The sequence below is a fragment of the Actinomadura monticuli genome (genome assembly GCF_041463655.1).
In the GTDB taxonomy this organism is placed as follows: domain Bacteria; phylum Actinomycetota; class Actinomycetes; order Streptosporangiales; family Streptosporangiaceae; genus Spirillospora; species Spirillospora monticuli.
Genome location: NZ_JAXCEI010000003.1, coordinates 163,176 through 186,156, shown reverse-complemented (window position 1 = coordinate 186,156; position 22,981 = coordinate 163,176). Strand labels below are relative to the sequence as shown.

Below are 22,981 nucleotides of genomic sequence, written 5' to 3'. Positions count from 1 at the left end.
GGCGCGCCCGCACCGGGGGTGGCGCGGTGAGCGTCGTCATCGTCGGCGGCGGGCTGGCGGGCATCAGCGCCGCCATCGCGCTGCAGGAGTCGGGCGTGCCGGTGACGCTCGTCGAGTCCCGGCCGTGGCTGGGCGGCGCGACGCACTCGTTCGTCCGGGGCGAGCTGAGCGTCGACAACGGGCAGCACGTGTTCCTGCGGTGCTGCTCGGCGTACCAGGGGCTGCTGCGCAGGCTCCGCGCCGACCACCTGGTGGAGGTGCAGGACCGCTTCGACGTGGCCGTGCTGCGGCCCGGCGCGAGGCCGGCGCGGCTGCGGCGGGCGAGCCTGCCGAGCCCGCTGCACCTGCTGCCCGCGCTGGCCGGGTACGCGCCGCTGCCGCCCGCCGACCGGCTCCGCGCGATGCGCGCCGCGGTCGGGCTGCGCCGCCTCGACCCGGCCGACCCGGTGCTCGACACGATGTCGGCCGGTACGTGGCTGGCCGAGCGGGGGCAGCGGGCGTGGGCGCGGCAGGCGCTGTGGGGGCTGTTCATCACGGCCGCGCTCAACGCCGAGCCGGACGACGCGGCGCTCGGCCTGTCCGCGATGGTGTGCAAGCGGGCGCTGCTGGGCCGCGCCGACGCCGCCGACATCGGGGTTCCGCTCGTCCCGCTGGAGGAGCTGCACGGCGGCCCGGCCCTGCGGCGCATCGCCGAGATGGGCGGGACGGTCCGGCTCAAGGCGAAGGTCGAGGCCGTCACCACCGACCCGAAGGTGGTGGTGGACGGCGCGCCGATCGCCGCCGACGCGGTGGTCATGGCGGTGCCGCACGAGGCGGCGGCGCGGCTGCTGCCCGCGCAGGCCCTGCCCGACCCGCTGCGGTGGCCCGAACTGGACGCCAGCCCGATCGTGAACGTGCACGTCGTCTACGACCGGAAGGTCATGGACGCGCCGTTCGCCGCCGCGGTCGCCTCGCCCGTCCAGTGGGTGTTCGACCGGACGGACGTGAGCGGCCTGCGCGGCGGCCAGTACCTGGCGGTGTCGCTGTCGGCCGCCGACCGGTGGATCGACATGCCGACCGCGAAGCTGCGCGCCCGCTTCGTCCCGGAGCTGCGGCGGCTGCTGCCGGCCGCGCGGGACGCCGCCGTCCGGGAGCTGTTCGTGACGCGGGAGCGGCGGGCGACGTTCCGGCAGCGGCCCGGCTGCGCGGCGGCCCGGCCGGGCGCGGCGACGCGGGCGCCCGGGCTGTTCCTGGCCGGCGCGTGGACCGACACGGGCTGGCCCGACACGATGGAGGGAGCAGTGCGCAGCGGCCTCACCGCCGCGCGGCTGGTCCGCCGCCACCTGGAGGGGGTGCGGGACCGGTGAGCGCGACGCCCGCCGGCCCCCGGCCGATCCGCCACGACCTGAGCAAGGTGAGGACGCTGTGACCGCTGTCCCGGTCTCGATGACCGATGTCCGCGAGCTGGTCGACGGGGCGCTGCGCGCGGCCGTCGGCCGGCTCGACCCGCGCACGTACCGTGTCGCGGCCTACCACCTCGGCTGGACGGACGAGGAGGGCCGTCCGCGCAAGGCGCCGGCGGGCAAGGCGCTCCGTCCGGCGCTCGCGCTGCTGTCGGCCCGCGCCGCGGTGGCACCGCCGGAGAGCGCGCTGCCGGGCGCCGTCGCGGTGGAGCTGACCCACGCGTTCTCACTCCTGCACGACGACATCATGGACCGGGACCGGACGCGCCGGCACCGTCCCGCGGCGTGGACGGTGTTCGGTGAGGCGTCCGCGATCCTGGCCGGCGACGCGCTCCTCGCCCTCGCCGGCGAGATCCTGCTGGAGGCGCCGGGCCAGGGCTCGGCGCAGGCGGCGCGCGCGCTGTCGGCCGCCACGCTGCGCCTGATCGCCGGGCAGTCGCTCGACATGGACTTCGAGACGCGCCGCCAGATCGGCGTGGACGAGTGCGTGGCCATGGCGTCCGACAAGACCGCCGCGCTGCTGGCGTGCTCCTGCTCGATCGGGGCCGTGCTGGACGGGGCGCCCGAGTCCCTCACGGAGGCCCTGCACGCGTTCGGGACCGACCTCGGCGTCGCGTTCCAGCTGGTGGACGACCTGCTCGGCATCTGGGGCGACGAGGCGACCACCGGGAAGCCGGCCATGTCGGACCTGCGGTCCCGCAAGATGTCGCTGCCGGTCGTGGCCGCGCTGAACTCCGGGACGCCGGAGGCGGCGCGGCTCGCCGACCTGTACGCGCGGCCCGAGCCGTCCGAGGACGACCTGGCCGAGACCGCCGCGCTGGTCGAGGCGGCCGGCGGGCGCGCCTGGGCCGAGGTCGAGGCGGAGAGCCGCATCCAGCGCGCCGCCGAGCACCTGCTGTCCGCCCGGCTGCCGGACTCCGTCCGCGCCGAGTTCCTCCGCATCGCCGACTTCGTCACCCGCCGGGACCACTGATGACAACGCTGGAGACACCGGAGACACCCGAGGCCGCTCCGCCCCAGACGGCCGCCGCGGCGCTGGACGCCGCCCGCGAGCACCTGCTGCTGCTCCAGTCCCCGGAGGGCTGGTGGAAGGGCGAGCTGCGGACCAACGTCACGATGGACGCCGAGGACCTGCTGCTGCGCGAGTTCCTCGGCATCCGCACCGACGAGGACACCTACGAGGCGGCCCGCTGGATCAGGTCGCAGCAGGCCGCGGACGGCACGTGGGCGAACTTCCACGACGGCCCGCCCGACCTGTCCACGACCGTCGAGGCGTATGTGGCGCTGCGGCTCGCCGGGGACCTGCCGGACGCCGGGCACATGATCCGCGCCGCCGCCTACATCCGCGGCGAGGGGGGCGTTCCCGCGACCCGCGTGTTCACCCGGTTCTGGCTCGCCATGTTCGGCCGCTGGCCGTGGGACGAGCTGCCGGTGGTGCCGCCGGAGATGGTGTTCCTGCCGCGCTGGTTCCCGCTGAACGTGTACGACTTCGCGTGCTGGGCGCGGCAGACGATCGTCCCGCTGACGGTGGTGGGCGCGCTGCGTCCCGTCCGGCCGCTGCCGTTCGGGCTGGACGAGCTGGCCCCCGGCTACGACGTCCCGCGCGGCGGGCGGCGGCGCCTGCCCGGCTGGGGCGAGGCGTTCGGCGCGCTCGACAGGGCCCTGCACGTGTACCAGCGGCACGCGCCCCGGCGGCGCCCGCTGAAGGGCCTGCGGGAGGCGGCGCTGCGCCGCGCCGGCGAGTGGATCGTCGCGCGGCAGGAGCGGGACGGGTCGTGGGGCGGTATCCAGCCGCCGTGGGTGTACTCGCTGATCGCGCTGCACCTGCTCGGCTACGGCCTCGACCACCCGGTGATCCGGCGCGGCCTGGACGGCCTCGAACGGTTCACGATCCGCGACGAGAAGGGGCGGCGCCTGGAGGCGTGCCAGTCCCCCGTCTGGGACACCGTCCTCGCGATGAACGCGCTCGCCGACGCGGGCCTGCCCGCCGGGCACCCCGCCCTGGAGCGGGCCGCCGAGTGGGTCATCGGCGAGGAGGTGCGGGGGCCGGGCGACTGGTCGGTGCGCCGCCCCGAGCTGCCGCCGGGCGGCTGGGCGTTCGAGTTCGACAACGACTGCTACCCCGACGTCGACGACACCGCCGAGGTCGTGATCGCGCTGAACCGCGTCCGGCACCCGGAGGCGGAACCGGCGGTCGAGCGCGGCGTCCGCTGGATGGCCGGGATGGCGTCCCGGGACGGCGGGTTCGGCGCGTTCGACGCCGACAACACCCGCGCGCTGTGCCGCAAGCTACCATTCTGCGACTTCGGCGAGGTGATCGACCCGCCGTCCGCCGACGTCACCGCGCACGTGGTGGAGGCGATGGCGCACCGGGGCATGGCCGACTCGCTGCTGGTCAAGCGGGCCGTCGTGTGGCTGCTGAGGGCGCAGGAGCCGGACGGGTCGTGGTTCGGCCGGTGGGGCGCCAACCACGTGTACGGGACGGGCGCCGTCGTCCCCGCGCTGATCGCGGCGGGCGTCCGGCCGGAGAAGCCGCCGATCCGGGACGCGGTCGGCTGGCTGGAGCGCCACCAGCGCGACGACGGCGGCTGGGGCGAGGACCTGCGCTCCTACCGGGACCGGTCGTGGGTCGGGCACGGCGCGTCGACCGCGTCGCAGACGGCGTGGGCGCTGCTCGCGCTGCTCGCCGCCGGCGAGCGCGGCGCGGCCGTGGAGCGCGGCGTCCGCTGGCTCGTCGAGCGGCAGCGCCCGGACGGGACGTGGGACGAGGACCACTTCACCGGCACCGGGTTCCCGGGCGACTTCTACATCAACTACCACCTGTACCGCCTGGTGTTCCCGCTCTCGGCGCTGGGCCGGTACCTGAAGGAGAGCTCCTGATGGGGATGCCACTGCGGCAGAGCCTGCGGGTCGGCGGCTACATCCTGCGCAACAGGCTGGCGGGGCGGGCGAAGTACCCGCTGATCGTCGAGCTGGAGCCGCTGTACGCGTGCAACCTGGCGTGCGCGGGCTGCGGGAAGATCCAGCATCCGGCGGACGTGCTGAAGCGGCGGATGCCGGTCGAGCAGGCGGTCGCCGCGATCCAGGAGTGCGGCGCGCCGATGGTGTCGATCGCCGGCGGCGAGCCGCTGATGCATCCGCAGATCGGCGAGTTGGTCGCCCGGCTGGTCGCGATGAAGCGGTACGTGTTCCTGTGCACGAACGCGGCGCTGATCCCGAAGAAGATCGACCAATTCGAGCCGTCCCGGTACTTCGCGTGGGCGGTGCACATCGACGGCCTGCGGGAGCGGCACGACGCGTCCGTGTGCAAGGAGGGCGTGTTCGACCAGGCGGTCGAGGCGATCAGGATGTGCCAGGAGCGCGGGTTCCGGGTCACCACGAACACGACCGTGTTCAACACCGACACCCCGCAGACCGTCATCGACGTCCTCGACTACCTGAACGACGACCTGCGCGTCGACCAGATGATGATCTCGCCGGCGTACGCGTACGAGAAGGCGCCCGACCAGGACCACTTCCTCGGCGTCCAGGAGACCAGGAGCCTGTTCGCGAAGGCGTTCGCGGACGGCCGCCGCAAGCGCTGGCGGTTCAACCACTCGCCGCTGTTCCTCGACTTCCTCGAGGGGAAGGCCGACTTCCGGTGCACGGCGTGGGCGATCCCGTCGTACTCGCTGAAGGGCTGGCAGCGGCCCTGCTACCTGATGGACGACGGCTACTGCGACACCTACCAGGAGCTGCTCGACACCACCGACTGGGACGCCTACGGGCGGGGGCGCGACGACCGGTGCGCGAACTGCATGGCGCACTGCGGCTACGAGCCCACCGCCGTCTTCGCGACGATGGGCTCCCTCAAGGAGTCGCTCCGCGCGGTCCGCAGCGTGTGACCGGGCGGCGTGCGGCTCGCGCGAGCGGCCGGCTCAGGAGTCGCGGAGTTCCTCGATGACGTCGCGGACGGCGTCCATGAAGGCGTCGGCGTCGCCGGTGAGGCCGGGGTCGACGGAGAGGCCGAAGCACAGCTCGCGGTCGACGCCGAGGGCGGCGATCGCGAGCGGGGCGCCGGGGGCGAGCGGGACGATCGGGTAGACGGCCGTCAGCGGCGCGCCCGCCAGCCGTAGCGGCCGGTCGGGTCCCGGGAGGCTCGACACGGTGCCCTGCAGGAACCGGCCGCTGTAGGACATGCGGGCGAACCGGGCGTGCAGCGGCGCCGGCATGACGCGCCCGGCCTGCCACATGACGAACCAGGCGGCCTGCGCGCGGGTGCCGGACCGCAGCACGCGGCTGCGCTCGGCGATGAGCGCGAGGCGGTCGGGCTCGGCCATCTTCCCGACCGGCAGGTCCACCATGACGGCGGTGGTGTGGTTGCCGACCATCGCGCTGCCGGGCGGCCGCATCATGAGCGGCACGGCGACGCGGCAGGTGTCGGGGCGGCCGTCGTCCTCGCTGACGACGCGGTTCAGCGCGCCCGCGGCCGCGCACAGGACGACGTCGGTGACCCGGGCTCCGTGGCGGACGCCGACGTCGCGGACCTCGGCCAGCGGAAGGTGCATGGTGCCGTAGCGGCGGTCGGCCGTCCCGCCGGCGGGCAGCCGCTCCGGCCTCGTCACGGCGCCGGCGAGCTGCCCGAGCCCGACGACGGTGGCGAGCGCCTTCTGCAGCGGCCTGCGCGGGAACGCGGCGCCGAGGTTGTGGGGCGGCGGCTCCATCAGGTACATCGCCTGCGCGACGATACCGACGCCGTCCGCGACGACGTGGTGCATCAGGTAGACGACGGCGGTGCGGCCGGGCTCGGCGCCCTTCATCACGACCATCCGCCACGGCGGCCGGTCGAGCGGCAGCCGCTCGGACTGGATCTCGGCGACGGCGGCGCGCAGGCCCGCGATGCCGTCGACGTGCCGTTCGGCGACGTGCCACTCCCAGTCGATCTCGTCGTGGTCGCGCCAGACCGGGCGGCGCCAGCGGCCCCGCCGGACGAGCCGCTGCCGGAAGCGGGGCAGCCCCGGCAGCCGCTCCCGGATGACCCGGACGAGGTCGTCGCGCCCGACGTCGTCCCGCGCGGTGTCGAGCATGATGACGCCGCCGGCCTGCTGCGGGGCGGCGGGCGTCTCCACGGCGAGGAAGAACGCGTCGGGGCCCTGGATGCGGGCGGTGCGCGGGCGGGTGATGCGCTGAGCGATGTACACGGAGACCACCACGAAGGGAACGGCGGCCACCGCGTCCAGCAGGAAGTGGTTCGCGGTCGCCAGGATGACGTACAGGGTGACGAGGATGTGGGCGGTGTTCAGCCACTGGACCCACCGCCGGGCGTTGACGCGGGCGAGCTCGACGCCGACCCACAGCGTCCAGGCCATGTGCAGGGACGGGACGGCGGCGAACCGGTCGGCGTGCTCGACCATCGGCGAGCCCCACGACCCCCAGGTGCGGCCCTCGGTGACGGTGTCGACGAACCCGAGGTCGGGCATCAGGCGCGGCGGCATCACCGGGAACAGCGCGAAGCAGGCGAGGCCGCCCAGGTTGAGCATGACGAAGGCGTTGCGGGCCGTCCGGTACCGCTCGGGATGCCGGATGAATAACCATGTGAGCAGGGCCAGCGCGCTCGCGATGTAGGTGATCGCGTACTCGTAGTTGGCCAGGACGCGCCAGAACGGCTGGTGGGCGAGCCAGGTGTTGAGGGCGGGCTCGACGTCGAGGCGCAGGGCGCGCTCCAGGCGGTAGAGCGACTCGCCGTGGTCGCGGGCGGCCTGCTGGCGGCCCTGCTCCGGCAGCATCGTGACCAGCGAGTACGTGAGGAACAGCGCCAGTCCGAGCAGCAGCTCGTTCCGGGCGCGGGGCCTGCCGCCCGCGACGCCCGGCGTTGCGACCGCCTCCCGCGCGGTCACCGCCTCCTGTGTGCCCATCGTCCCCCTCGGAGCGGGTGGTACCCAAGATTCGCAAAATCAGACGGCGATGCCCGGTATCGGAGATCATGCCCGGTTCGCTCATGGCGAAAGCCTGGACCGGCACCGGAATCTCCGGGAACCATCTGGCCCATCCGCGCGTCTTCGATATATCGTTGTCGTATCGCGAACGTTCATAGAGAGATCTCAGAAGCTCTCCGAAGATCGCAGAAGGCAGGTGCAGAACATGGGACACAGGCACGCGGGGCCCTGGGGGCGCGGCGACTTCCCGAACTTCGGCGCGCTGTTCGGCGGCGCCCCCTGGGGGCCCGGCGGATTCGGCCCCGGCCCCGGGCCGCGCCCGCCGTGGGCGCGGGGGCGCGGCGGTCCGTGGGGCCGGGGCGGCCCCGGCGGCAGGGCGCGCAAGGGGAACGTGCGCGCGGCGATCCTCGTGCTGCTGGCCGAGGAGCCGCGCAACGGCTACCAGATCATCCAGGAGATCCACGAGCGCAGCGGCGGGGCGTGGAAGCCGAGCCCCGGCGCGGTCTACCCGGCGCTCCAGCAGCTCGCCGACGAGGGCCTGATCGCCGGCGACGAGTCGGGCGGGCGCCGCACCTTCCACCTCACCGACGAGGGCCGCGCCCACGTCGAGGAGAACGCCGACCGGCTCGCCGAGCCGTGGGCGGAGATGACGCCCGACTTCGGCGAGGGCGTCCCCGAGCTGTTCAAGCAGGCCGCGCAGACCGGTGCCGCGGTGATGCAGATCGTCCACTCCGGCTCGTCCGAGCAGGTCGCCCAGGCCAGGGACGTCCTCGCCGACGCCCGGCGCAACCTGTACCGCATCCTGGCCGACGACCTCGACGCCGACGGCGTGGATGACGCCGACGACGCCGACGACCCGGGCCCGACGGCCCGCGAGGAGGGATAGACATGGCACGCCACGACGAGATCCGCATCGGCGACGCCGAGCGCGACGCCGTCATGGGAGCCCTGCACGACCACTTCGCCGAGGGGCGGCTGGACCGCGCCGAGCTGGACGAGCGGCTGGACGCCGTGCTGTCCGCCCGGACGCGCGGCGACCTGCGCACCCTCGTCAAGGACCTGCCGTCCCCGACCGGGCTGCCCGAACCGGAGCGGGCGCCCGTCGCGGGCGTGCCCCTCGCGTTCGGCTGGCCGGCGATGTCCGGCGGGCCGGGGCACCCCGCGTGGCGGCGCCATCACCGGCACCCGGCCCGCCGCCACCGGCACGGGCCGCCCTTCCCGGCGTTCCCGCTGCTGCTCGGGGTGTTCCTGGTGCTCGCCCTCACGGCCGGGCCGGGCACGGGCGTCCTGGTCGTGCTGCAGATCGCGCTGGCCGTCTGGGTGATCCGCGCGGTGCTGCTGGCGTTCGGGGTGCGGCGCTCGCGCGGGCACTGATCGCGCTCAGGCGGCGGCCAGGACGCAGCCGCGGCCGGTAGCAGACTGACGTACATGAACGAGAGCACGCTTGTTTCCCGGCATCTGACCAGTGACGGCGTCGTCGTCTGGACCCGCTGCGCGTGCGGGCGGCTGCGCATGGACCTCCTCCCGAACGGGAACGCCCCCCGGCTCACCGCCGGGCCGTGCCCCCACGGGACTGGCCGAGAGTGACCTCGAAGTGGAGCGTCCGGTAGTGCTTCAACTTGTGGAAGAGCGGCACCGCGAGCCCCTGCAGGAGCGGGTGCTTGCGGGCGAGCAGCCGGCGGATCGGCCGCGCCTCCTCCTCGGTGAGCAGTCGGACGCGCCCGTGCACCTCCGGGCCGGTGGCCTTCCCCTGGAAGGTGCTCGGCGCGATCTCCACCTCGGGGTTGCGCGCCAGCCGCTTCGCCTTGAACGCCTTGTCGTAGGTGCGGAAGTAGGCGTGGTCGCCGCGCACGACGACGTTCACGGGCGTCCCGACCGGCGTCCCGTCCTTGCGGTAGGACGTCAGCAGGACGGTCCGCTGCTTCTTCAGCTTCTCGAGCGTCGTTGTGGTGTCCATGCCCAGGAGACGGGATACCCGCCCCCGGACGTGACATCACATCCGCCTCGCGTCACCCCTCTGGGGCGTCACCGCGACGGGGCGTCACCGCAGGGCTGCGGCTTCGGCGGCGAGGTCGCGGACGCGGTCCCAGTCGCCGTCGCGGACGGCGTCCGCCGGGGTCAGCCAGGAGCCGCCGACGCAGCCGACGTTCTCCAGCGCCAGGTAGTCGGCGGCGTTGCTCCGGCTGACGCCGCCGGTGGGGCAGAACCGGATCCGCGGGAGCGGCCCGCCGAGCGCCTTCAAGCAGGCGGCCCCGCCGGCGGCCTCGGCGGGGAAGAACTTCATCGCCGTGATGCCGCCCTCCAGCAGCGCGATCGCCTCCGACGCGGTCGCGACGCCCGGCAGGAACGGCACCCCCGTGGCGGCCATCGCCGCCTGGAGTCGGGACGTGCAGCCGGGGCTGACCAGGAACCTCGCCCCGGCGGCGGCGGACCGCTCCGCGTCCTCCGGCCGGACGACCGTGCCCGCGCCGACCACCGCGTCCGGGACCTCGGCGGCGATCCGGGCGATCGCCGGGAGCGCGGCCGGGGTGCGCAGCGTCACCTCGATGACCGGCAGCCCGCCCCCGACCAGGGCGCGGGCGAGCGGGACGGCGGCCTCCGCGTCGTCCAGGACGACGACGGGGATGACGGGCGCGAGGTCGAACAGGTCTTCGGCGATCATGCGGTCTCCAGGTCGGGCCGGGCGTGCGGGGGAACGCCGGGCAGGCTCTGCGCGAGCCGGACGGCGGCGCCGACCAGGGCCGGGCCGGGGTGGACGATGAGCGCGGTCGGGATGCCGCGCATGTACGACTCGACGGGAGGCTTCCCCTCGAAGCGCGCGCGGAACGCGCTGCCGTGCAGCACGTCCACGATGCGCGGCAGGATCCCGCCGCCGAGGTAGACGCCGCCGCGGGCGCCGAGCGTGAGCGCGACGTTCCCGGCGAGGGAGCCGAGCAGCGCGCAGAACATCAGCCGCGCCTCGTCGCAGCGCGGGTCGTCGCGGTCCTCGCAGATCTGCTTCGCGGTGAGCTCCTGCGCGGGTTCGCCGTCGAGGGCCGCCAGGTACCGGTGGATGCGGGTGAGGCCGGCCCCGGACAGCAGGTACTCGGCGGTCGCGGCGCCCTTCTCTGCGCGCAGCAGCCGCGTCACCGCGATCTCCCGCTCGGTGGCGGCCGGGACGTCGACCTGGCCGCCCTCGCCGGGCAGCGGCACCCAGCCGGCCGGCGTCGGGACGAGCCCGGCGACGCCGAGGCCCGTGCCGGGACCCACCACCGCGAGCGGCGCCCCGGCGGCCGGGGCCCGGTCGCCGATGACGATCAGGTCGCGCTCCGCCAGGCGCGGCAGGGCCAGGGCGAGCGCCTCGAAGTCGTTGATGACGTCGAGATGCGGCAGCCCGAGATGGGCGCGCACCGCCTCCGGGGTGCCCTCCGGCCAGCCCGCGTTGGTCAGGTGGTACGTCCCGCCGGCGACCGGGCCCGCCACCGCCAGGCACGCGGCCGACGGTCGCGCGCCGGTCGCCTCCAGGTAGGCGGCCGCCGCCTCGGCGAGGCCCGGATGGTCGCGGGTGGGCAGCGACCGCACGTCGGACGGGACGCCGTCCGGGCCGTCCACCAGCGCGAACCGCGCGTTCGTCCCCCCGACGTCCGCGACCAGCCAGCTCATGTGAAGACTCCCGCGCCCCGCTCGGCGGGACCCACGGCGTCGCGGAACGCCTGGAAGAGTTCGCGCCCCGTGCCGTACGTCTGGTCCGGAAGACGGTGCTCGGGCTCGCGGGCGGCGAACTCCTCGTCCGGCACCAGGACCTCCAGGACCCCGGCGTCCGCGTCGAGCCGGACGACGTCGCCGTCGCGGACGCGGGCGAGCGGGCCGCCCGCGGCCGACTCCGGCGACACGTGGATCGCGGCGGGCACCGCCCCAGAGGCGCCCGACATCCGACCGTCCGTGACGAGCGCGACCCGGTGGCCGCGGTCCTGGAGGACCCCCAGCGGCGGGGTGAGCCGGTGCAGCTCCGGCATCCCGTTCGCCCTCGGCCCCTGGTCGCGGACGACGGCCACCACGTCCCGGTCCAGTTCCCCGGCGGCGAACGCGGCCTGGAGCCGCTCCTGCGAGTCGAACACGCGGGCCGGGGCCTCGATGACGCGGTGCTCGGGCCGCACGGCCGACACCTTGACGACCGCCCGGCCGAGGTTGCCGCGCACGGTGCGCAGGCCGCCGTGCGTGTCGAACGGCTCCGCGACCGGCCGCAGGACGTCCGCGTCGCCCGACTCGGTGACGGTGTCGCGCCACTCGGCCTTCCCGTCGACGAACTCCGGGACGTTCCTGTATGCGGCGAGGGTGGCGCCGCCGACCGTCCGCGCGTCCTCGTGCAGGAGCCCGGCGTCGATCAGCTCGCCGATGAGGAACGCGGTGCCGCCCGCCGCGTGGAAGTGGTTCACGTCGGCGGTCCCGTTCGGGTAGAGGCGGGTGAGCAGCGGCGTCACCGCGGACAGCTCGTCGAAGTCGTCCCAGGTCAGCTCGATGCCCGCCGCCGCGGCCATCGCGACCAGGTGCAGCGTGTGGTTGGTGGAGCCGCCCGTGGCGAGCAGGGCGACGACGCCGTTCACGAAGGCGCGCTCGTCCAGCAGCTCGCCGATCGGCGTGTACTCGTCCGCCAGGTCCGTCAGCTTCAGGATGCGGCGCCCGGCCGCCTCGGTCAGGGCGTCCCGCAGCTTCGTGCCCGGCGGGACGAAGCTCGCCCCCGGCAGGTGCAGGCCCATGACCTCCATGAGCAGCTGGTTGGAGTTCGCCGTCCCGTAGAAGGTGCAGGTGCCGGGCGAGTGGTAGGACGCGGCCTCGGCGGCGAGCAGCCGCTCGCGCCCGATCTCCCCGGCCGCGAACCGCTTGCGGATCTTCGCCTTCTCCCCGTTCGGCAGCCCGGACGCCATCGGGCCGGCCGGCACCAGGATCACCGGCAGGTGCCCGAACGACAGCGCGCCGATCACCAGCCCCGGGACGATCTTGTCGCAGACGCCGAGCAGCAGCGCGCCGTCGAACATGTCGTGCGACAGCGCCACGGCCGTCGCCATGGCCACCACGTCCCGGCTGAACAGCGACATCTCCATGCCGGCGCGGCCCTGCGTGATGCCGTCGCACATCGCGGGCACGCCGCCGGCGAACTGCGCCGTGCCGCCCGCCGCGCGGATCGCGCCCTTGAGGATGTCCGGGTAGTCCTGGAGCGGCTGGTGCGCCGAGAGCATGTCGTTGTAGGCCGACACGATCGCGATGTTCGGGGTGGCGTCGCCCCTCAGCCACAGCTTGTCCTGGACGCCGCAGGCCGCGAAGCCGTGGGCGAGGTTCGCGCAGCCCATGCCGGTGCGCACCGGGCCCTCCGTCCGGGCGTCCCGGATCCGGCTCAGGTAGGCGCCGCGCGTTGCCGCGCTGCGCTCGACGACGCGCCGGGTCACTGCCTCCAGCACGGGATGTACGGCCATGGGGCGCTCCAACCAGGGGGGATGTCTAGATCGCAAGCTACCGAGACATAGGTCATCTCTTCAACCCACTTATGAACTTCAAGTGACAAAAGTCGGCAAGTTGAGCCAACTGGACGACAGAAAGGCGGCGTGCTTGACTGGCCGGATGCCGCGCCCCATCAGCCCCATCACGCGTCCGACCTCGGTCGGCGACGTGCTCCGCCTGATCCGCGAGGACGGCGTCGCCACCCGCGCCGAGCTGGGCCGCATCACCGGCCTGTCCCGCCCGGCTGTGGCGTCGCGGGTGGCGTCCCTGGTCTCCCGCGGCCTCGTGGTCGAGCGCGCGGACGGGCCGTCGACCGGCGGGCGGCCCCCGGCGCGGCTGGAGTTCAACGCCGCCGGCGGCACGGTCCTCGTCGCGAACCTCGGCCAGTCGCGCGGCCAGCTCGCCGTCTGCGACCTGGCCGGCGCGATCCTGGCCCGCGCCGACGGCCCCCCGGCGGAGACGTCCCCGGAGAAGACGCTCCCCCGCCTGCTCGACGAGTGGACCTCGCTCCTGGCCTCCGCCGGGATCGGCGCGTCGACCGTCCGGGGGGTGGGCCTCGGCGTCCCCGACGCCGTCGAGCACGCCGCCGGACGCTGGGACTCCGTGGAGATCACCGGCCCGGTCTCCGCCCGCTTCGGCGTCCCCGCCTACCTCGACAACGAGGTCAACGCCGCCGCCCTCGGCGAGCACCAGTCCCACCCCGGCGTGGACGACCTCCTCTTCGTCAAGGTCTCGACGGGCATCGGCGCGGGCCTCATCTCCGGCGGCCGCATCCAGCGCGGGGCGCTCGGGGCGGCGGGCGAGATCGGGCACGTCCCCGTCCCGTCCCCCCTCGACGCGCCGTGCCGCTGCGGGAACGTCAACTGCGTGGAGGCGATCGCCGGCGGCACCGCGCTGCTGGCCCGCTCCCCGGCGGACAGCCTCGCCGCCCTGGCCGCGCTGGCCCGCTCCGGCGATCCCGCGACCGTCGCCCTCCTCCGCGACGCCGGCCGCCGCATCGGCGAGGTCGTCGCCACCGCCGTCAACCTCCTCAACCCCGCCGTCGTCGTGCTGGGCGGCGACCTGGTCGGCGCCGACGAGCCCCTGATCGCGGGCCTGCGCGAGATCGTCTACCAGCGCTCCACGGCCCTCGCGACCCGCAGCCTGCGCATCGAGCCGAGCCGCCTGGGCGAGCGGGCCGGCCTGACGGGCTGCGCCGCGATGGTCCTGGACAACATCCTCTCCCCCGCCGCCGTCGACGCGGCGCCGGTCCCGCGGACGGCGACCTAGCACACGGGCGGAGGGGTCCGCCAGAGGGGCGCATGGCGGTCATCGGCCATGACCGGGGTCGAAACTGATTCGACACCGAATTGGCAAAGTCACCGCCGATCCATGACATCGACAATTTGGACAAAACCCCCGGACGGGCGGGGACCACGCCCACCGAACGGCACTCACTGCACACCAGTCACACGACCGTGCCCCTCCGAGTAAGGTTTTCATAGCCGCTCGGCAGACATTTCTACGGAGAATCCACCCTGGCGTTCATGGCGGACACGTGGCTAATGTGTCCTCGTTCGATGAAAGACCCCGGCGATCAACCGAACTCCATTGCCTGACAAAGCAGGGAAAAGATCGCACGATGGGCGGCCATCCGGCCGGCGAACGAAAAGAGAGCGACGAAACACCATGGCGGACTTCCATTTCAGCGTTTTCTCCGGGGGCGCCGGCGCGGCCGGCGGCGACACCCGCCTGCTCGACGCGCTCGACCGCGCGACGGCCGCGGCGCCCGGCGGGGCGCGCTGGCGGGTGCGGCGCGCCGCCATGTGGTGCCACGTGGTCCCCGCGGACGTCGAATGCCCAGCCCAGGGCTGGAAGCTGCACGTCTCCGCGACGCCCGCGTCGGCGCCCGAGGTGCTCTCCCGGTCGCTCGCGGTGCTGCTGGCCGGCGGCTCGGCGTTCAAGTTCGCCGCCACCCTGGACCACGTCGCCGCACTGACCGCGCGCAACGCCTCCCGCGGCCATTCGGGGAAGTTCATCACCGTCTACCCGGCGAGCGACGACGAGGCCGTCCGGCTGGCGCGGGAACTGCACGAGGCGACGGCCGGGCTGCCCGGACCGCGCATTCTGTCGGACCGCCCGTACGCACCGGACAGCCTCGTCCATTATCGTTACGGCGCGTTCGTCGAAGAGCGCCGCATAACCAATGACGGTTTCTACGCGTGGATGATTCTCGACCCGGACGGCAACCCGGTCGAGGACCAGCGGGTCGGACGATACACGCCCCCGCCCTGGGCGGTCTGTCCCTTTCCGGACAATCGCGCCGACGCCCCCGGGAGCACCGGGAACGGCCCGGGCGACAAACGGAACGAGATTCTGATCGGGACGCGTTTCGCCGTCCGGGAGGCGATCCGCCACACCAACAAGGGCGGCGTCTACCGCGCCCTGGACACCGAGACCGGCGAACCGGTCGTCCTGAAGGAGGCGCGCCCGCATGTGGCGGCGGACGAGGACGGCAAGGACGCCCGTGACCGCCTCCGGGCCGAGGCCCTCGTGCTGGAGGCGGTCGCGCCCCTGCGGCTGGCGCCGCGCCCGGTACGGCTCTTCACGCAGAGCGGCCACCTGTTCCTGGCGCAGGAGATGGTGCCGGGGACCACGCTCGGGCAGTGGACGGCCGACCTGATCGGCGAGCGCGGGTGGGGCCCGCACCTGGCCCCCGCCCTGGAGGCCGCCGCCCGGCTCACCGAACTGATGATCCGGGCGCACGGCGCCGGTCTCATCGTGCGCGACCTCAACCCGAACAACGTCATGGTCCGCCCGGACGGCGCGCCCGTCCTCATCGACCTGGAGCTGGCCGTGCCGCCCGGCGCACCGGACGAGGGCCCGCTGCGCGCGGGCACCCCCGGCTACGCGGCGCCCGAGCAGATGGACGGCGCGGCCCCCGATCCCGCCGCCGACCGCTTCGCCCTCGGCGCGACGCTCTGCCACGTCCTCACCGGCGGGCCTCCCTACTTCCTGGAGGAGCGTCCGGCGGCGCGGTCGGTGACCGAGCGGCTCGCGGAGTGGCTGGCCGCGCGCACCCAGGGCCTGGAGCTGCCCGCGCCGGTGCCGCCGCTGCTCCTCGGGCTGATGGCCGACGAGCCCGGGCACCGCTGGGGGCTGGAGCAGGCGCGCGACGCGCTCGCGGCCGCGGCGGGCGGGACGGGCGGCCGGCCCGCGGTCCCCGCCCCGGCGCCCCGCCTGCGGCCCGGGTGGCTGCGCGAGCAGAGCGGGCAGGCCGTCTCGGGCATCACCGACCACCTCCTCGCCACCATGGACGCCGGGAGCACCGACACGCTGTGGCCCGCGTCCTGCGTCCACGGGGCGCCGGACCCGTGCAGCCTCCAGCACGGCGCGGCCGGGCCGCTGGGCGCGCTGGTCCGCTGCTTCGACCTCACCGGCGACCGGCGCCTCCCGGACGCGATCGCCCGCGCGGCCGGCTGGATCCTCACCCGGCTGGACGACGGCACGGCGCGCCCGGCCGGCCTCTACTTCGGCACCGCGGGGGCGGCGTGGGCGGTGCTGGACGCCGGCCTCGCCCTGGAGGACGACGCCCTCGTGGACGGCGCCCTCGCGGTGGCCGACCGGCTGCCCGCGTCCGTCGACGCCCCGGACGTCACGCACGGAACGTCCGGCATCGGGCTGGCCGCCCTGCACCTGTGGGCCCGCACCGGGCACGCCCGGTACGCCGAGCGCGCCGTCGCCGCGGCCGACGCGCTCGCCGCCGCGGTCGAGGAGCGGTCCGGGCGGCTGTCCTGGAGTACCCCGGCCCAGTACGACTCGAAGCTCGCCGGGCGGCGCTACTACGGGTTCGCGCACGGCATCGCCGGGGTCGGCTACTTCCTCACCGCGTGCGCGCGGGCCACCGGCCGCGACGACCTTCTGGCGCTGGCCGCCGCGGTCGGGCAGAACCTCCTGGACGAGGCGACCGTCTCCGGACGGGCGGCCATGTGGGGGGCCGGTCCCGGCGACGCGCCGACGGCGCCGTACTGGTGCCACGGTGCCGCCGGGATCGGGGGCTTCCTCGTGCGGCTCGGCGACGCGACCGGCGAGGAGCGCTTCGTCCAGGGCGCGGAGCGGGCCGCGCGGGCGGTGCTGGAGCACCGCTGGCGCGCGCCGCTCGGGCAGTGCCACGGGCTCGCCGGCAACGGGGACTTCCTGCTCGACATGGCCGCGTTCACCGGCGACGCCGCCCACCGGCACGACGCCTGGCGGCTCGTCCGGATCGTCCTCGCCAACCGGGCGCGGCGCGGCGGCGCGGCGGTGTTCCCCGACGAGTTCGGGCAGGTCTCGGTGAACTGGGGCGACGGGATGAGCGGCATCCTCGGCTTCCTGCTGCGGGCCCTGCACGGCACGCCGCGGCTGTGGACAGCCGACGTCCCCGCCGGCCTCGCCGGGGGCGCGGCGGCCGCGGGCGCCGGCGTGGAGCACGCGTCGTGACCGCGCCCGCGCGGGAACCCGTCCGGCAGGGCCTGCCGCCGGTCCCGGTCCGTTTCGGGCTCGCCTTCTCCGGCGGGTGCGGGTGGGCCGCCTGCCTGCGCGCCGTCGGGGACGAGGTGACGCTGGAGAGGTGGGACCTGTCGCGGCCGGTCCCGTCCCGGAGCACGCTCGCCGGTGGCGAGGACGGCGCCGGCGGCGCTCTGGACCGACGCTGCGGGGTGCTGCCGCTGGACGACGGGACCGTCCTCGTCCTGCGGCCCGCGACCGGCGGGGACGGGGAGCCGGCCGGGCACGCGGAGGTGCTCGCGGCGGAGCCGTCTCGCCGGGGACCGCGGATCACCCGCTCGTGGCCGGTCCCGGCGATGCTCGCCGGCTTCCTGCTGGCCGCGCCCGGCCCGGCGGGCACCGTCGTGCTCGTCGCCGTCGAGGACGAGCGGCACTCCCGGATCTGGTGGCTGCACCGGCGGTCGCCCGCACCGGAACCGATCGTGCGGATCCCGGGCGTGCTGTCGGGCGGCGTCTGGCTCGACGGCGGGCGCACCCTCGCCCTCGACCACACCTCCGCCGCGCACCGCGCCCAGGGCATCCTCGTCGATCTGCGCGAGGGCACGTGGCGGCGCCTCTGGTCGGTCTCCGACGCCACGACCGACCGGATCGCCGCCTACAGCCCGCACTCCGGCGTCCTCGCCGTCACCACGACCTCGCCGGGGGGCCAGCAGCCCGGTACCGGGCAGATCGGGCTGCGGTTCCCCGGCGGGGGCACCGTGCGGTTCCCCGAGGCCCTCAACCGGTCCGAGCACCCCCGGGCGCCGCTGGCCTTCGACGCCGCCGGGGACGAGCTGCTCGTCCGCGAGACGCGGGGCGCCGCGGAGCGCCTGGCGGTCTACACGCCGGGCTGGGAGCGCGTCACCCCGGTCCCGGGTCCGCCGGGAATGCTGTGGCCGCCCGCGGGCTGGGCGGCGGACGGCCGGATCCACGTGCGCTTCGCCGCGCCGCACCGGCCCCCCACCCTGGCCACGGTGCCGCGTCCGCCCGCCGGCGAGTGGTGGCTGGCCCCGGACGGCGCGGACGGCGGCTGGGCGGAGGCCGAGACCGTCGAGCTGCCCGGCCCGGCCGGGCCGATCGAGACGATCGTCTACGGCGGCCCGGGCTGGCGGCGGGCCCGCCGCCTGGTGCTCGCCCTGCACGGCGGCCCCCTGGCGGCCTGGCGGCTGGACTTCGAGCCGCTGTTCCAGCACCTGGCCGCCGCCGGCGTCGCCGTGGCCGCGCCCAACCAGCGCGGCAGCACCGGCTACGGCGAGCGGCACCTGCGGCCCGTCATCGGCGACTGGGGCGGCCCCGACCTCGACGACGTCGTCCACCTGGCCCGGGCGCTCGGGCGCGACCGCGACGCCGCCGGCCTGCCGCGGCCGGTCGTGCTCGGCGGCAGCTACGGCGCCTTCCTGGGCCTGCTGGCGGCCTGCCGCGCCCCGGACCTGTGGTCGGGTTGCGTCGCGCTGGCGCCCTTCACCTCCGCCGCCGGGCTGCGCGGCGGCGCGCCCGGCCCCGTCCGCGACCGGGTGTCGCGGCTGAGCCGGTGCGACGCGTCCGGCGAGCCGGACCCCGGACGCGACGTGCTGCGCGCGTGCGCGGCGCTCACCGCGCCGCTGCTGATCGTCCACGGCGCACGGGACGAGGCCGTCCCGGTGGCGCAGTCCCGGGCGCTGCGCGCCCGGCTTCTCGAACTTGGCAGGACCGAGGGAGTCGACTTCGACTACCTGGAGGCCGACGACGACCACAACGGCGTCGTCCAGGCCTGGGCCCCGGTCCTGCGCGAAGCGGTGGTCCGCTTCTGCCTCACGGCGGGACGGGCCTCCCTGCGAGACCCGGAGAGGAGGTGAAAATCATGGACACGTTCGACGGCGACCTCGTGGCCGCTCTGCAGGAGCTGCCCGAGACGGACCCCATCGAGATCGAGGGGATCCAGCTTGGCGGGACCTGCGCGTGCGTGGGCCTGCTCACGCTGCTGAACACGGTGTGCGTCGGCATCTCGTGCATCTGATACCGCAGATCCCATGCGGACTCCGGGACCCCTGACTGAACCCCGGCCCGCAGAACCCCGGTCACGGACCGGCGAGAGCCGGTCCGTGGCCGGACCCATCCCCGAGTGTAGATGACGTACCCCGACGACGGACGGAGCAGACGAGGGTGGTCCGGACACCGGCGGAGCCGGGCACGCCCGCCGCACTCCGCGCCGCGGGCCGGCGCCGGCTGCGCGAGGCCCTGCGCCGGTTCCGGCTGCGGATGTGCCTGCTGGCGGCGCTCACGGCCGTCCGCGTCGCCGCGACGCTGGCCACGCCGGTCATGCTGGCGGCGGCCGTCGACGCCGCCCGCACGCAGGAGCATCTCGGCGCGGCCACGGCGCGGCTGGCGTGCGTCCTCGCGGCGGCGGCCCTCGCCGACACCGGCGAGGACGTCCTCGGCGCCCGCGTGGGCGGCGACATCACCGCCTGGCTCCGGCACCGCCTCCTCGGCCGGGTGCTGGCGCTCGGGCCGCAGGGGCAGCGGCGCTTCCCCACCGGGGACGTGCTGTCCCGGCTCACCGAGAGCGCCTCGGGGCCCGCCGCCTTCCCCGTCCTGGCGCTGACCGCGGCGGCCTCGGTCGTGACGACCGCCGGCGCGGTGACCGCGCTCGCCCTGATCGACTGGTGGCTCGCCGCCGCGTTCGCCGCCGGGGTTCCGCCGCTCGTCGTGGCGCTGCGCGTCTTCGTCGTCCGGGCGACCGAACCGTTCGCGCGCTACCAGGCGTGCCAGGCCGCGATCGCGACCCGGCTGCTGGACGCCCGGCAGGGCATCCGGACGATCCGGGCCAGCGGCACCGCCGGGGCCGAGGCCGCCCGCGTCCTCGCGCCGCTGGCCGGGCTGCGCCGCGCCGGCCTGGAGACGTGGGAGGCGCAGGGCCGGGTGAGCCGCCGCCTCGCGCTGCTCGCGCCGCTCACGCAGGTGCTGGTCGTCGGCGTCGCCGGGATCCGGCTGGCCACCGGCGACATCACCACCGGGCAGCTCGTGGCGAGCGTGTCCTACGCCGCCATGGCGGTCGCCTCCGCGTCCCTCTTCGACACCTTCGTCGCGCTGCTCAACTGCCAGGTCGGCGCCGGGCGGATCGACGAGATCATGACGACCGTCCCGGCGGTGCGCCCGCCCCCGGGCCCGGTGCCGCTGCCGGACGGCCCCGGCCGGCTGCGGCTGCGCGGCGTCACCGTCCGGGCCGGCGGCCGGACCGTCCTCGACCGGCTCGACCTCGACGTGCCGCCGGGCGCCACCGTCGCGGTCGCCGGCGCCTCCGGGACGGGCAAGAGCGTGCTCGTGGCCACGATCGGGCGGCTGCTCGACCCCGACGAGGGGACCGTCGAGATCGACGGCGTCCCGGTCGCCGCCGTCCCGCTCCCCGTGCTGCGGCGCGCCGTCGCCTACGCCTTCGAACGGCCCGCCCTGCTCGGCGCCACCGTGCACGACACGATCGCCTACGCACGCCCGGACGCGTCCCGCGACGAGGTCCGCCGCGCCGCGCGGGCCGCCGACGCCGACGCCTTCGTCCGGGCGCTGCCGGACGGGTACGACACCCCGCTCGACCGCGCCCCGCTGTCGGGCGGCGAGCTGCAGCGCCTCGGCCTGGCCAGGGCCGCCCTCACCGACGCCCGGATCGTCGTCCTGGACGACGCCACCAGCAGCCTCGACACGGCCACGGAGATGAAGGTGACGCGGGCGCTCCAGCGGATCCTCGCGGGCCGCACCAGCCTGGTGGTGGCGCGGCGCCCCGCGACGGCCGCCCGCGCCGACCTCGTCGCCTGGCTGGACGGGGGGCGGGTGCGGGCCCTCGCCGCCCACGCGGACCTGTGGCCCGACCCCGGCTACCGCGCCGTCTTCGCCGCGTCCGAGGCGTCCGCCGCCGCCGGGAGCGGCGCGGGCTCCGCCGCCGAAAGGGGCGCGGGAGCATGACGGCCCCGCCCGCCGCGCGCCTCCTGCACCGCCACATCCGCGGGCAGTGGCCCGCGCTGCGGCGCCTCGCCGCCTGGTCGGCCCTGGAGAGCGTCCCGGCGTTCGCGTCCGGTCTGCTGCTCGCGCACGCCATCGACCACGGGTTCCTGGCCGGCCGTCCCCTGGCGGGGCTCGGCTGGCTCGCCGTGCTCGCCGCCCTGTACGTCCTCGGCGCGTTCGCGACGGGCCGCGTGTACCCGTGGCTCGCGGCGGCCGTCGAACCGCTGCGCGACTCACTCGTCCGGGAGGTCGTCACCGCCGCGCTGCACCGGATGAGCGACGGCGCCGCAGGCGCGGCCGGCGCCGGGGTCTCCCAGGTCACCGAGCAGGCCGAGGCGGTCCGGACGCTGCTCGGCACGGCGCTGCGCAACGTCCGGCAGCTGCTGTCGGCGGGGGTCGCGGCGCTGCTCGGCCTGGCCCTGCTGTCGCCGCCGCTGGCGCTGGCGGCCGGCGTCCCGGTGGCGCTCGCGCTCGGCGTGTTCGCCGCGTTCACGGGCCTGCAGGTCCGCCGCTACCGGGCCGTCATCCGGGAGGCCGAGCGGATCGGCGAGACCGCCGCCACCGTCGTGCACGGCGTCCGGGACGTCGCCGCCTGCGCCGCCGAGGAGCGCGCGGCCGCCGCCGTCGGCACCGTGATCGACGCCCAGGCGGACGCTCTGCGCGCGTACGCGCGGACCCGCCTCGTCCGGCTGCCCGTGCTGGCCCTCGGCGTGCACCTCCCGCTGCTCGCGCTGCTCCTGCTGTCCCCGTACCTGACCGCGCGCCACGGGTTCACCGCCGGGCAGATCGCGGGCGCGGCCGGGTACCTCGTCACCGGGCTCCAGCCGGGCATCACCGTCCTGGTGGACGCCGGAGGCACGCTGCTGCTGAGCCTCGCGGTGATCCTCGGACGGCTGGCCGGGGTCTGCGACGTCCCCCCCGCGCCGCCCCCGCCCGGCCCGGCCGTGCCCGTCCGGTCCTTCGGCGTCGAGGCCGACCGCGTCACCTTCGCCTACTCCCCGCACGCCGCCCCCGTCGTCGCGGACCTGTCCCTGCGCGTCCCGGAGGGCACGCACCTCGCGGTGGTCGGCCCGAGCGGCACCGGCAAGTCGACGCTCGCGAACCTGCTCACCGGCCTCCTGCGTCCGCAGCGGGGGCGCGTCACGCTCGGCGGGGTACCGCTGGACGACGTCGATCCCGCCCAGCTGAGGTCGGCCGTCGCCCTCATCCCGCAGGAGAGCTACGTCTTCGCCGCGACGCTGCGCGACAACCTCGCCTACCTGTGCCCGGACGCCACCGCGGGCCGGCTCGACGAGGCCGTCGACGCCGTCGGGCTGGCGGACGCCGTCGAACGCCTCGGCGGATACGACGCCGCCGTCCCACCGGGCGGCGCGTCCCTCTCCCAGGGCGAACGGCAGCTCATCACCCTGGCGCGCGCCTACCTGTCCCCCGCGGCGATCGTCGTCCTGGACGAGGCGACGAGCCACCTGCATCCCGCCGCCGAGGCCCGCGCCGAACTGGCCCTCGCCGGACAGGGCCGGACCCTCGTCGTCATCGCCCACCGGATCACCTCCGCCGAGCGCGCCGACCGCGTCCTGCTCCTCGACGGCCCGGCCGCCGTCCACGGCACCCACGAGACCCTGCTGCGCGACAGCCCCCTGTACGCCGAACTGGTAGGCCACTGGCACACCTGAC

At 75.6% G+C, this 22,981-nt stretch carries 17 protein-coding genes; 12 read left to right on the top strand and 5 right to left on the bottom strand.

What is annotated here, in order from left to right; translation table 11 throughout:
* Positions 1–26 precede the first annotated feature (26 nt).
* Genes hpnE through hpnH form a run of 4 tightly spaced genes read left to right on the top strand, consistent with a single transcriptional unit; the run spans position 27 to position 5,326 of the window.
* Positions 27–1,346 (top strand): hydroxysqualene dehydroxylase HpnE, encoded by a 1,320-nt coding sequence (gene hpnE / locus SM611_RS07410; RefSeq protein ID WP_371948265.1) that lies wholly within the window; start codon positions 27–29, stop codon positions 1,344–1,346.
* 58 nt (positions 1,347–1,404) lie between these two features.
* Positions 1,405–2,415 carry a polyprenyl synthetase family protein gene (locus tag SM611_RS07405; protein WP_371948263.1) on the top strand — a complete coding sequence of 337 codons (1,011 nt, stop codon included), beginning with the start codon at positions 1,405–1,407 and terminating at the stop codon, positions 2,413–2,415.
* Positions 2,415–4,322, top strand: coding sequence for a squalene--hopene cyclase (gene shc / locus SM611_RS07400; RefSeq protein ID WP_371948261.1), 1,908 nt, complete (start codon positions 2,415–2,417; stop codon positions 4,320–4,322). The genes SM611_RS07405 and shc overlap by 1 nt, the downstream gene beginning before the upstream one ends.
* The gene (gene hpnH, locus SM611_RS07395; protein WP_371948259.1) at positions 4,322–5,326 is read left to right on the top strand and encodes an adenosyl-hopene transferase HpnH; all 1,005 of its coding nucleotides are present in this window, start codon (positions 4,322–4,324) and stop codon (positions 5,324–5,326) included. The genes shc and hpnH overlap by 1 nt, the downstream gene beginning before the upstream one ends.
* Before the next feature lie 33 nt (positions 5,327–5,359).
* Here the strand turns inward: hpnH and SM611_RS07390 are convergent, their stop codons facing one another.
* A complete protein-coding gene (locus SM611_RS07390; RefSeq protein ID WP_371948257.1) occupies positions 5,360–7,336 on the bottom strand; it encodes a bifunctional phosphatase PAP2/O-acyltransferase family protein in 1,977 nt (658 codons plus the stop codon).
* 226 nt (positions 7,337–7,562) lie between these two features.
* On the opposite strand from SM611_RS07390, the gene SM611_RS07385 reads away from it, so the two are divergent.
* Positions 7,563–8,243 carry a PadR family transcriptional regulator gene (locus SM611_RS07385; protein WP_371948255.1) on the top strand — a complete coding sequence of 227 codons (681 nt, stop codon included), beginning with the start codon at positions 7,563–7,565 and terminating at the stop codon, positions 8,241–8,243.
* Positions 8,244–8,245: 2 nt separating this feature from the next.
* Complete coding sequence (locus SM611_RS07380) at positions 8,246–8,731, top strand: DUF1707 SHOCT-like domain-containing protein (protein WP_371948253.1); 486 nt, start codon at positions 8,246–8,248, stop codon at positions 8,729–8,731.
* Between the two features lie 172 nt (positions 8,732–8,903).
* On the opposite strand, the gene SM611_RS07375 is transcribed toward SM611_RS07380, so the two are convergent.
* The 4 genes from SM611_RS07375 to edd form a co-directional block, all read right to left on the bottom strand.
* Positions 8,904–9,314, bottom strand: a complete 411-nt coding sequence (locus SM611_RS07375; RefSeq protein WP_371948251.1) for a PPOX class F420-dependent oxidoreductase — start codon at positions 9,312–9,314, stop codon at positions 8,904–8,906.
* 84 nt (positions 9,315–9,398) lie between these two features.
* Positions 9,399–10,019 (bottom strand): bifunctional 4-hydroxy-2-oxoglutarate aldolase/2-dehydro-3-deoxy-phosphogluconate aldolase, encoded by a 621-nt coding sequence (eda, locus tag SM611_RS07370; protein ID WP_371948249.1) that lies wholly within the window; start codon positions 10,017–10,019, stop codon positions 9,399–9,401.
* On the bottom strand, positions 10,016–10,999 hold the full coding sequence (gene glk, locus SM611_RS07365; RefSeq protein ID WP_371948247.1) for a glucokinase: 984 nt from the start codon (positions 10,997–10,999) through the stop codon (positions 10,016–10,018). Before glk ends, eda begins: the two co-directional genes overlap by 4 nt.
* The gene (gene edd / locus SM611_RS07360; protein ID WP_371948245.1) at positions 10,996–12,807 is read right to left on the bottom strand and encodes a phosphogluconate dehydratase; all 1,812 of its coding nucleotides are present in this window, start codon (positions 12,805–12,807) and stop codon (positions 10,996–10,998) included. Before edd ends, glk begins: the two co-directional genes overlap by 4 nt.
* A 145-nt stretch (positions 12,808–12,952) precedes the next feature.
* Between edd and SM611_RS07355 the strand changes: the two genes are divergently transcribed.
* The 6 genes from SM611_RS07355 (at position 12,953) to SM611_RS07330 (ending at position 22,980) form a co-directional block, all read left to right on the top strand.
* Positions 12,953–14,101, top strand: coding sequence for an ROK family transcriptional regulator (locus SM611_RS07355; protein ID WP_371948243.1), 1,149 nt, complete (start codon positions 12,953–12,955; stop codon positions 14,099–14,101).
* A gap of 399 nt (positions 14,102–14,500) precedes the next feature.
* On the top strand, positions 14,501–17,290 hold the full coding sequence (gene lanL / locus SM611_RS07350) for a class IV lanthionine synthetase LanL (RefSeq protein WP_371948241.1): 2,790 nt from the start codon (positions 14,501–14,503) through the stop codon (positions 17,288–17,290).
* Positions 17,287–19,170: an alpha/beta hydrolase family protein gene (locus tag SM611_RS07345; RefSeq protein WP_371948239.1), complete on the top strand. Its 1,884-nt coding sequence runs from the start codon at positions 17,287–17,289 to the stop codon at positions 19,168–19,170. The genes lanL and SM611_RS07345 overlap by 4 nt, the downstream gene beginning before the upstream one ends.
* A 5-nt stretch (positions 19,171–19,175) precedes the next feature.
* Positions 19,176–19,331 (top strand): VenA family class IV lanthipeptide, encoded by a 156-nt coding sequence (locus SM611_RS07340; RefSeq protein ID WP_371948237.1) that lies wholly within the window; start codon positions 19,176–19,178, stop codon positions 19,329–19,331.
* Between the two features lie 146 nt (positions 19,332–19,477).
* Complete coding sequence (locus SM611_RS07335; RefSeq protein ID WP_371948235.1) at positions 19,478–21,268, top strand: ABC transporter ATP-binding protein; 1,791 nt, start codon at positions 19,478–19,480, stop codon at positions 21,266–21,268.
* A complete protein-coding gene (locus tag SM611_RS07330) occupies positions 21,265–22,980 on the top strand; it encodes an ATP-binding cassette domain-containing protein (protein WP_371948234.1) in 1,716 nt (571 codons plus the stop codon). The genes SM611_RS07335 and SM611_RS07330 overlap by 4 nt, the downstream gene beginning before the upstream one ends.
* The last annotated feature ends 1 nt before the right edge of the window (position 22,981 follow it).

Coding starts and splice junctions, on each gene's coding strand:
- SM611_RS07330 (WP_371948234.1), top strand. CDS start 21,265: ATGACGGCCCCGCCCGCCGCGCGCCTCCTGCACCGCCACATCCGCGGG.
- glk (WP_371948247.1), bottom strand. CDS start 10,999: ATGAGCTGGCTGGTCGCGGACGTCGGGGGGACGAACGCGCGGTTCGCG.
- edd (WP_371948245.1), bottom strand. CDS start 12,807: ATGGCCGTACATCCCGTGCTGGAGGCAGTGACCCGGCGCGTCGTCGAG.
- eda (WP_371948249.1), bottom strand. CDS start 10,019: ATGATCGCCGAAGACCTGTTCGACCTCGCGCCCGTCATCCCCGTCGTC.
- SM611_RS07385 (WP_371948255.1), top strand. CDS start 7,563: ATGGGACACAGGCACGCGGGGCCCTGGGGGCGCGGCGACTTCCCGAAC.
- hpnH (WP_371948259.1), top strand. CDS start 4,322: ATGGGGATGCCACTGCGGCAGAGCCTGCGGGTCGGCGGCTACATCCTG.
- SM611_RS07375 (WP_371948251.1), bottom strand. CDS start 9,314: ATGGACACCACAACGACGCTCGAGAAGCTGAAGAAGCAGCGGACCGTC.
- lanL (WP_371948241.1), top strand. CDS start 14,501: ATGGCGGACTTCCATTTCAGCGTTTTCTCCGGGGGCGCCGGCGCGGCC.
- SM611_RS07340 (WP_371948237.1), top strand. CDS start 19,176: ATGGACACGTTCGACGGCGACCTCGTGGCCGCTCTGCAGGAGCTGCCC.
- SM611_RS07355 (WP_371948243.1), top strand. CDS start 12,953: ATGCCGCGCCCCATCAGCCCCATCACGCGTCCGACCTCGGTCGGCGAC.
- SM611_RS07380 (WP_371948253.1), top strand. CDS start 8,246: ATGGCACGCCACGACGAGATCCGCATCGGCGACGCCGAGCGCGACGCC.
- shc (WP_371948261.1), top strand. CDS start 2,415: ATGACAACGCTGGAGACACCGGAGACACCCGAGGCCGCTCCGCCCCAG.
- SM611_RS07390 (WP_371948257.1), bottom strand. CDS start 7,336: ATGGGCACACAGGAGGCGGTGACCGCGCGGGAGGCGGTCGCAACGCCG.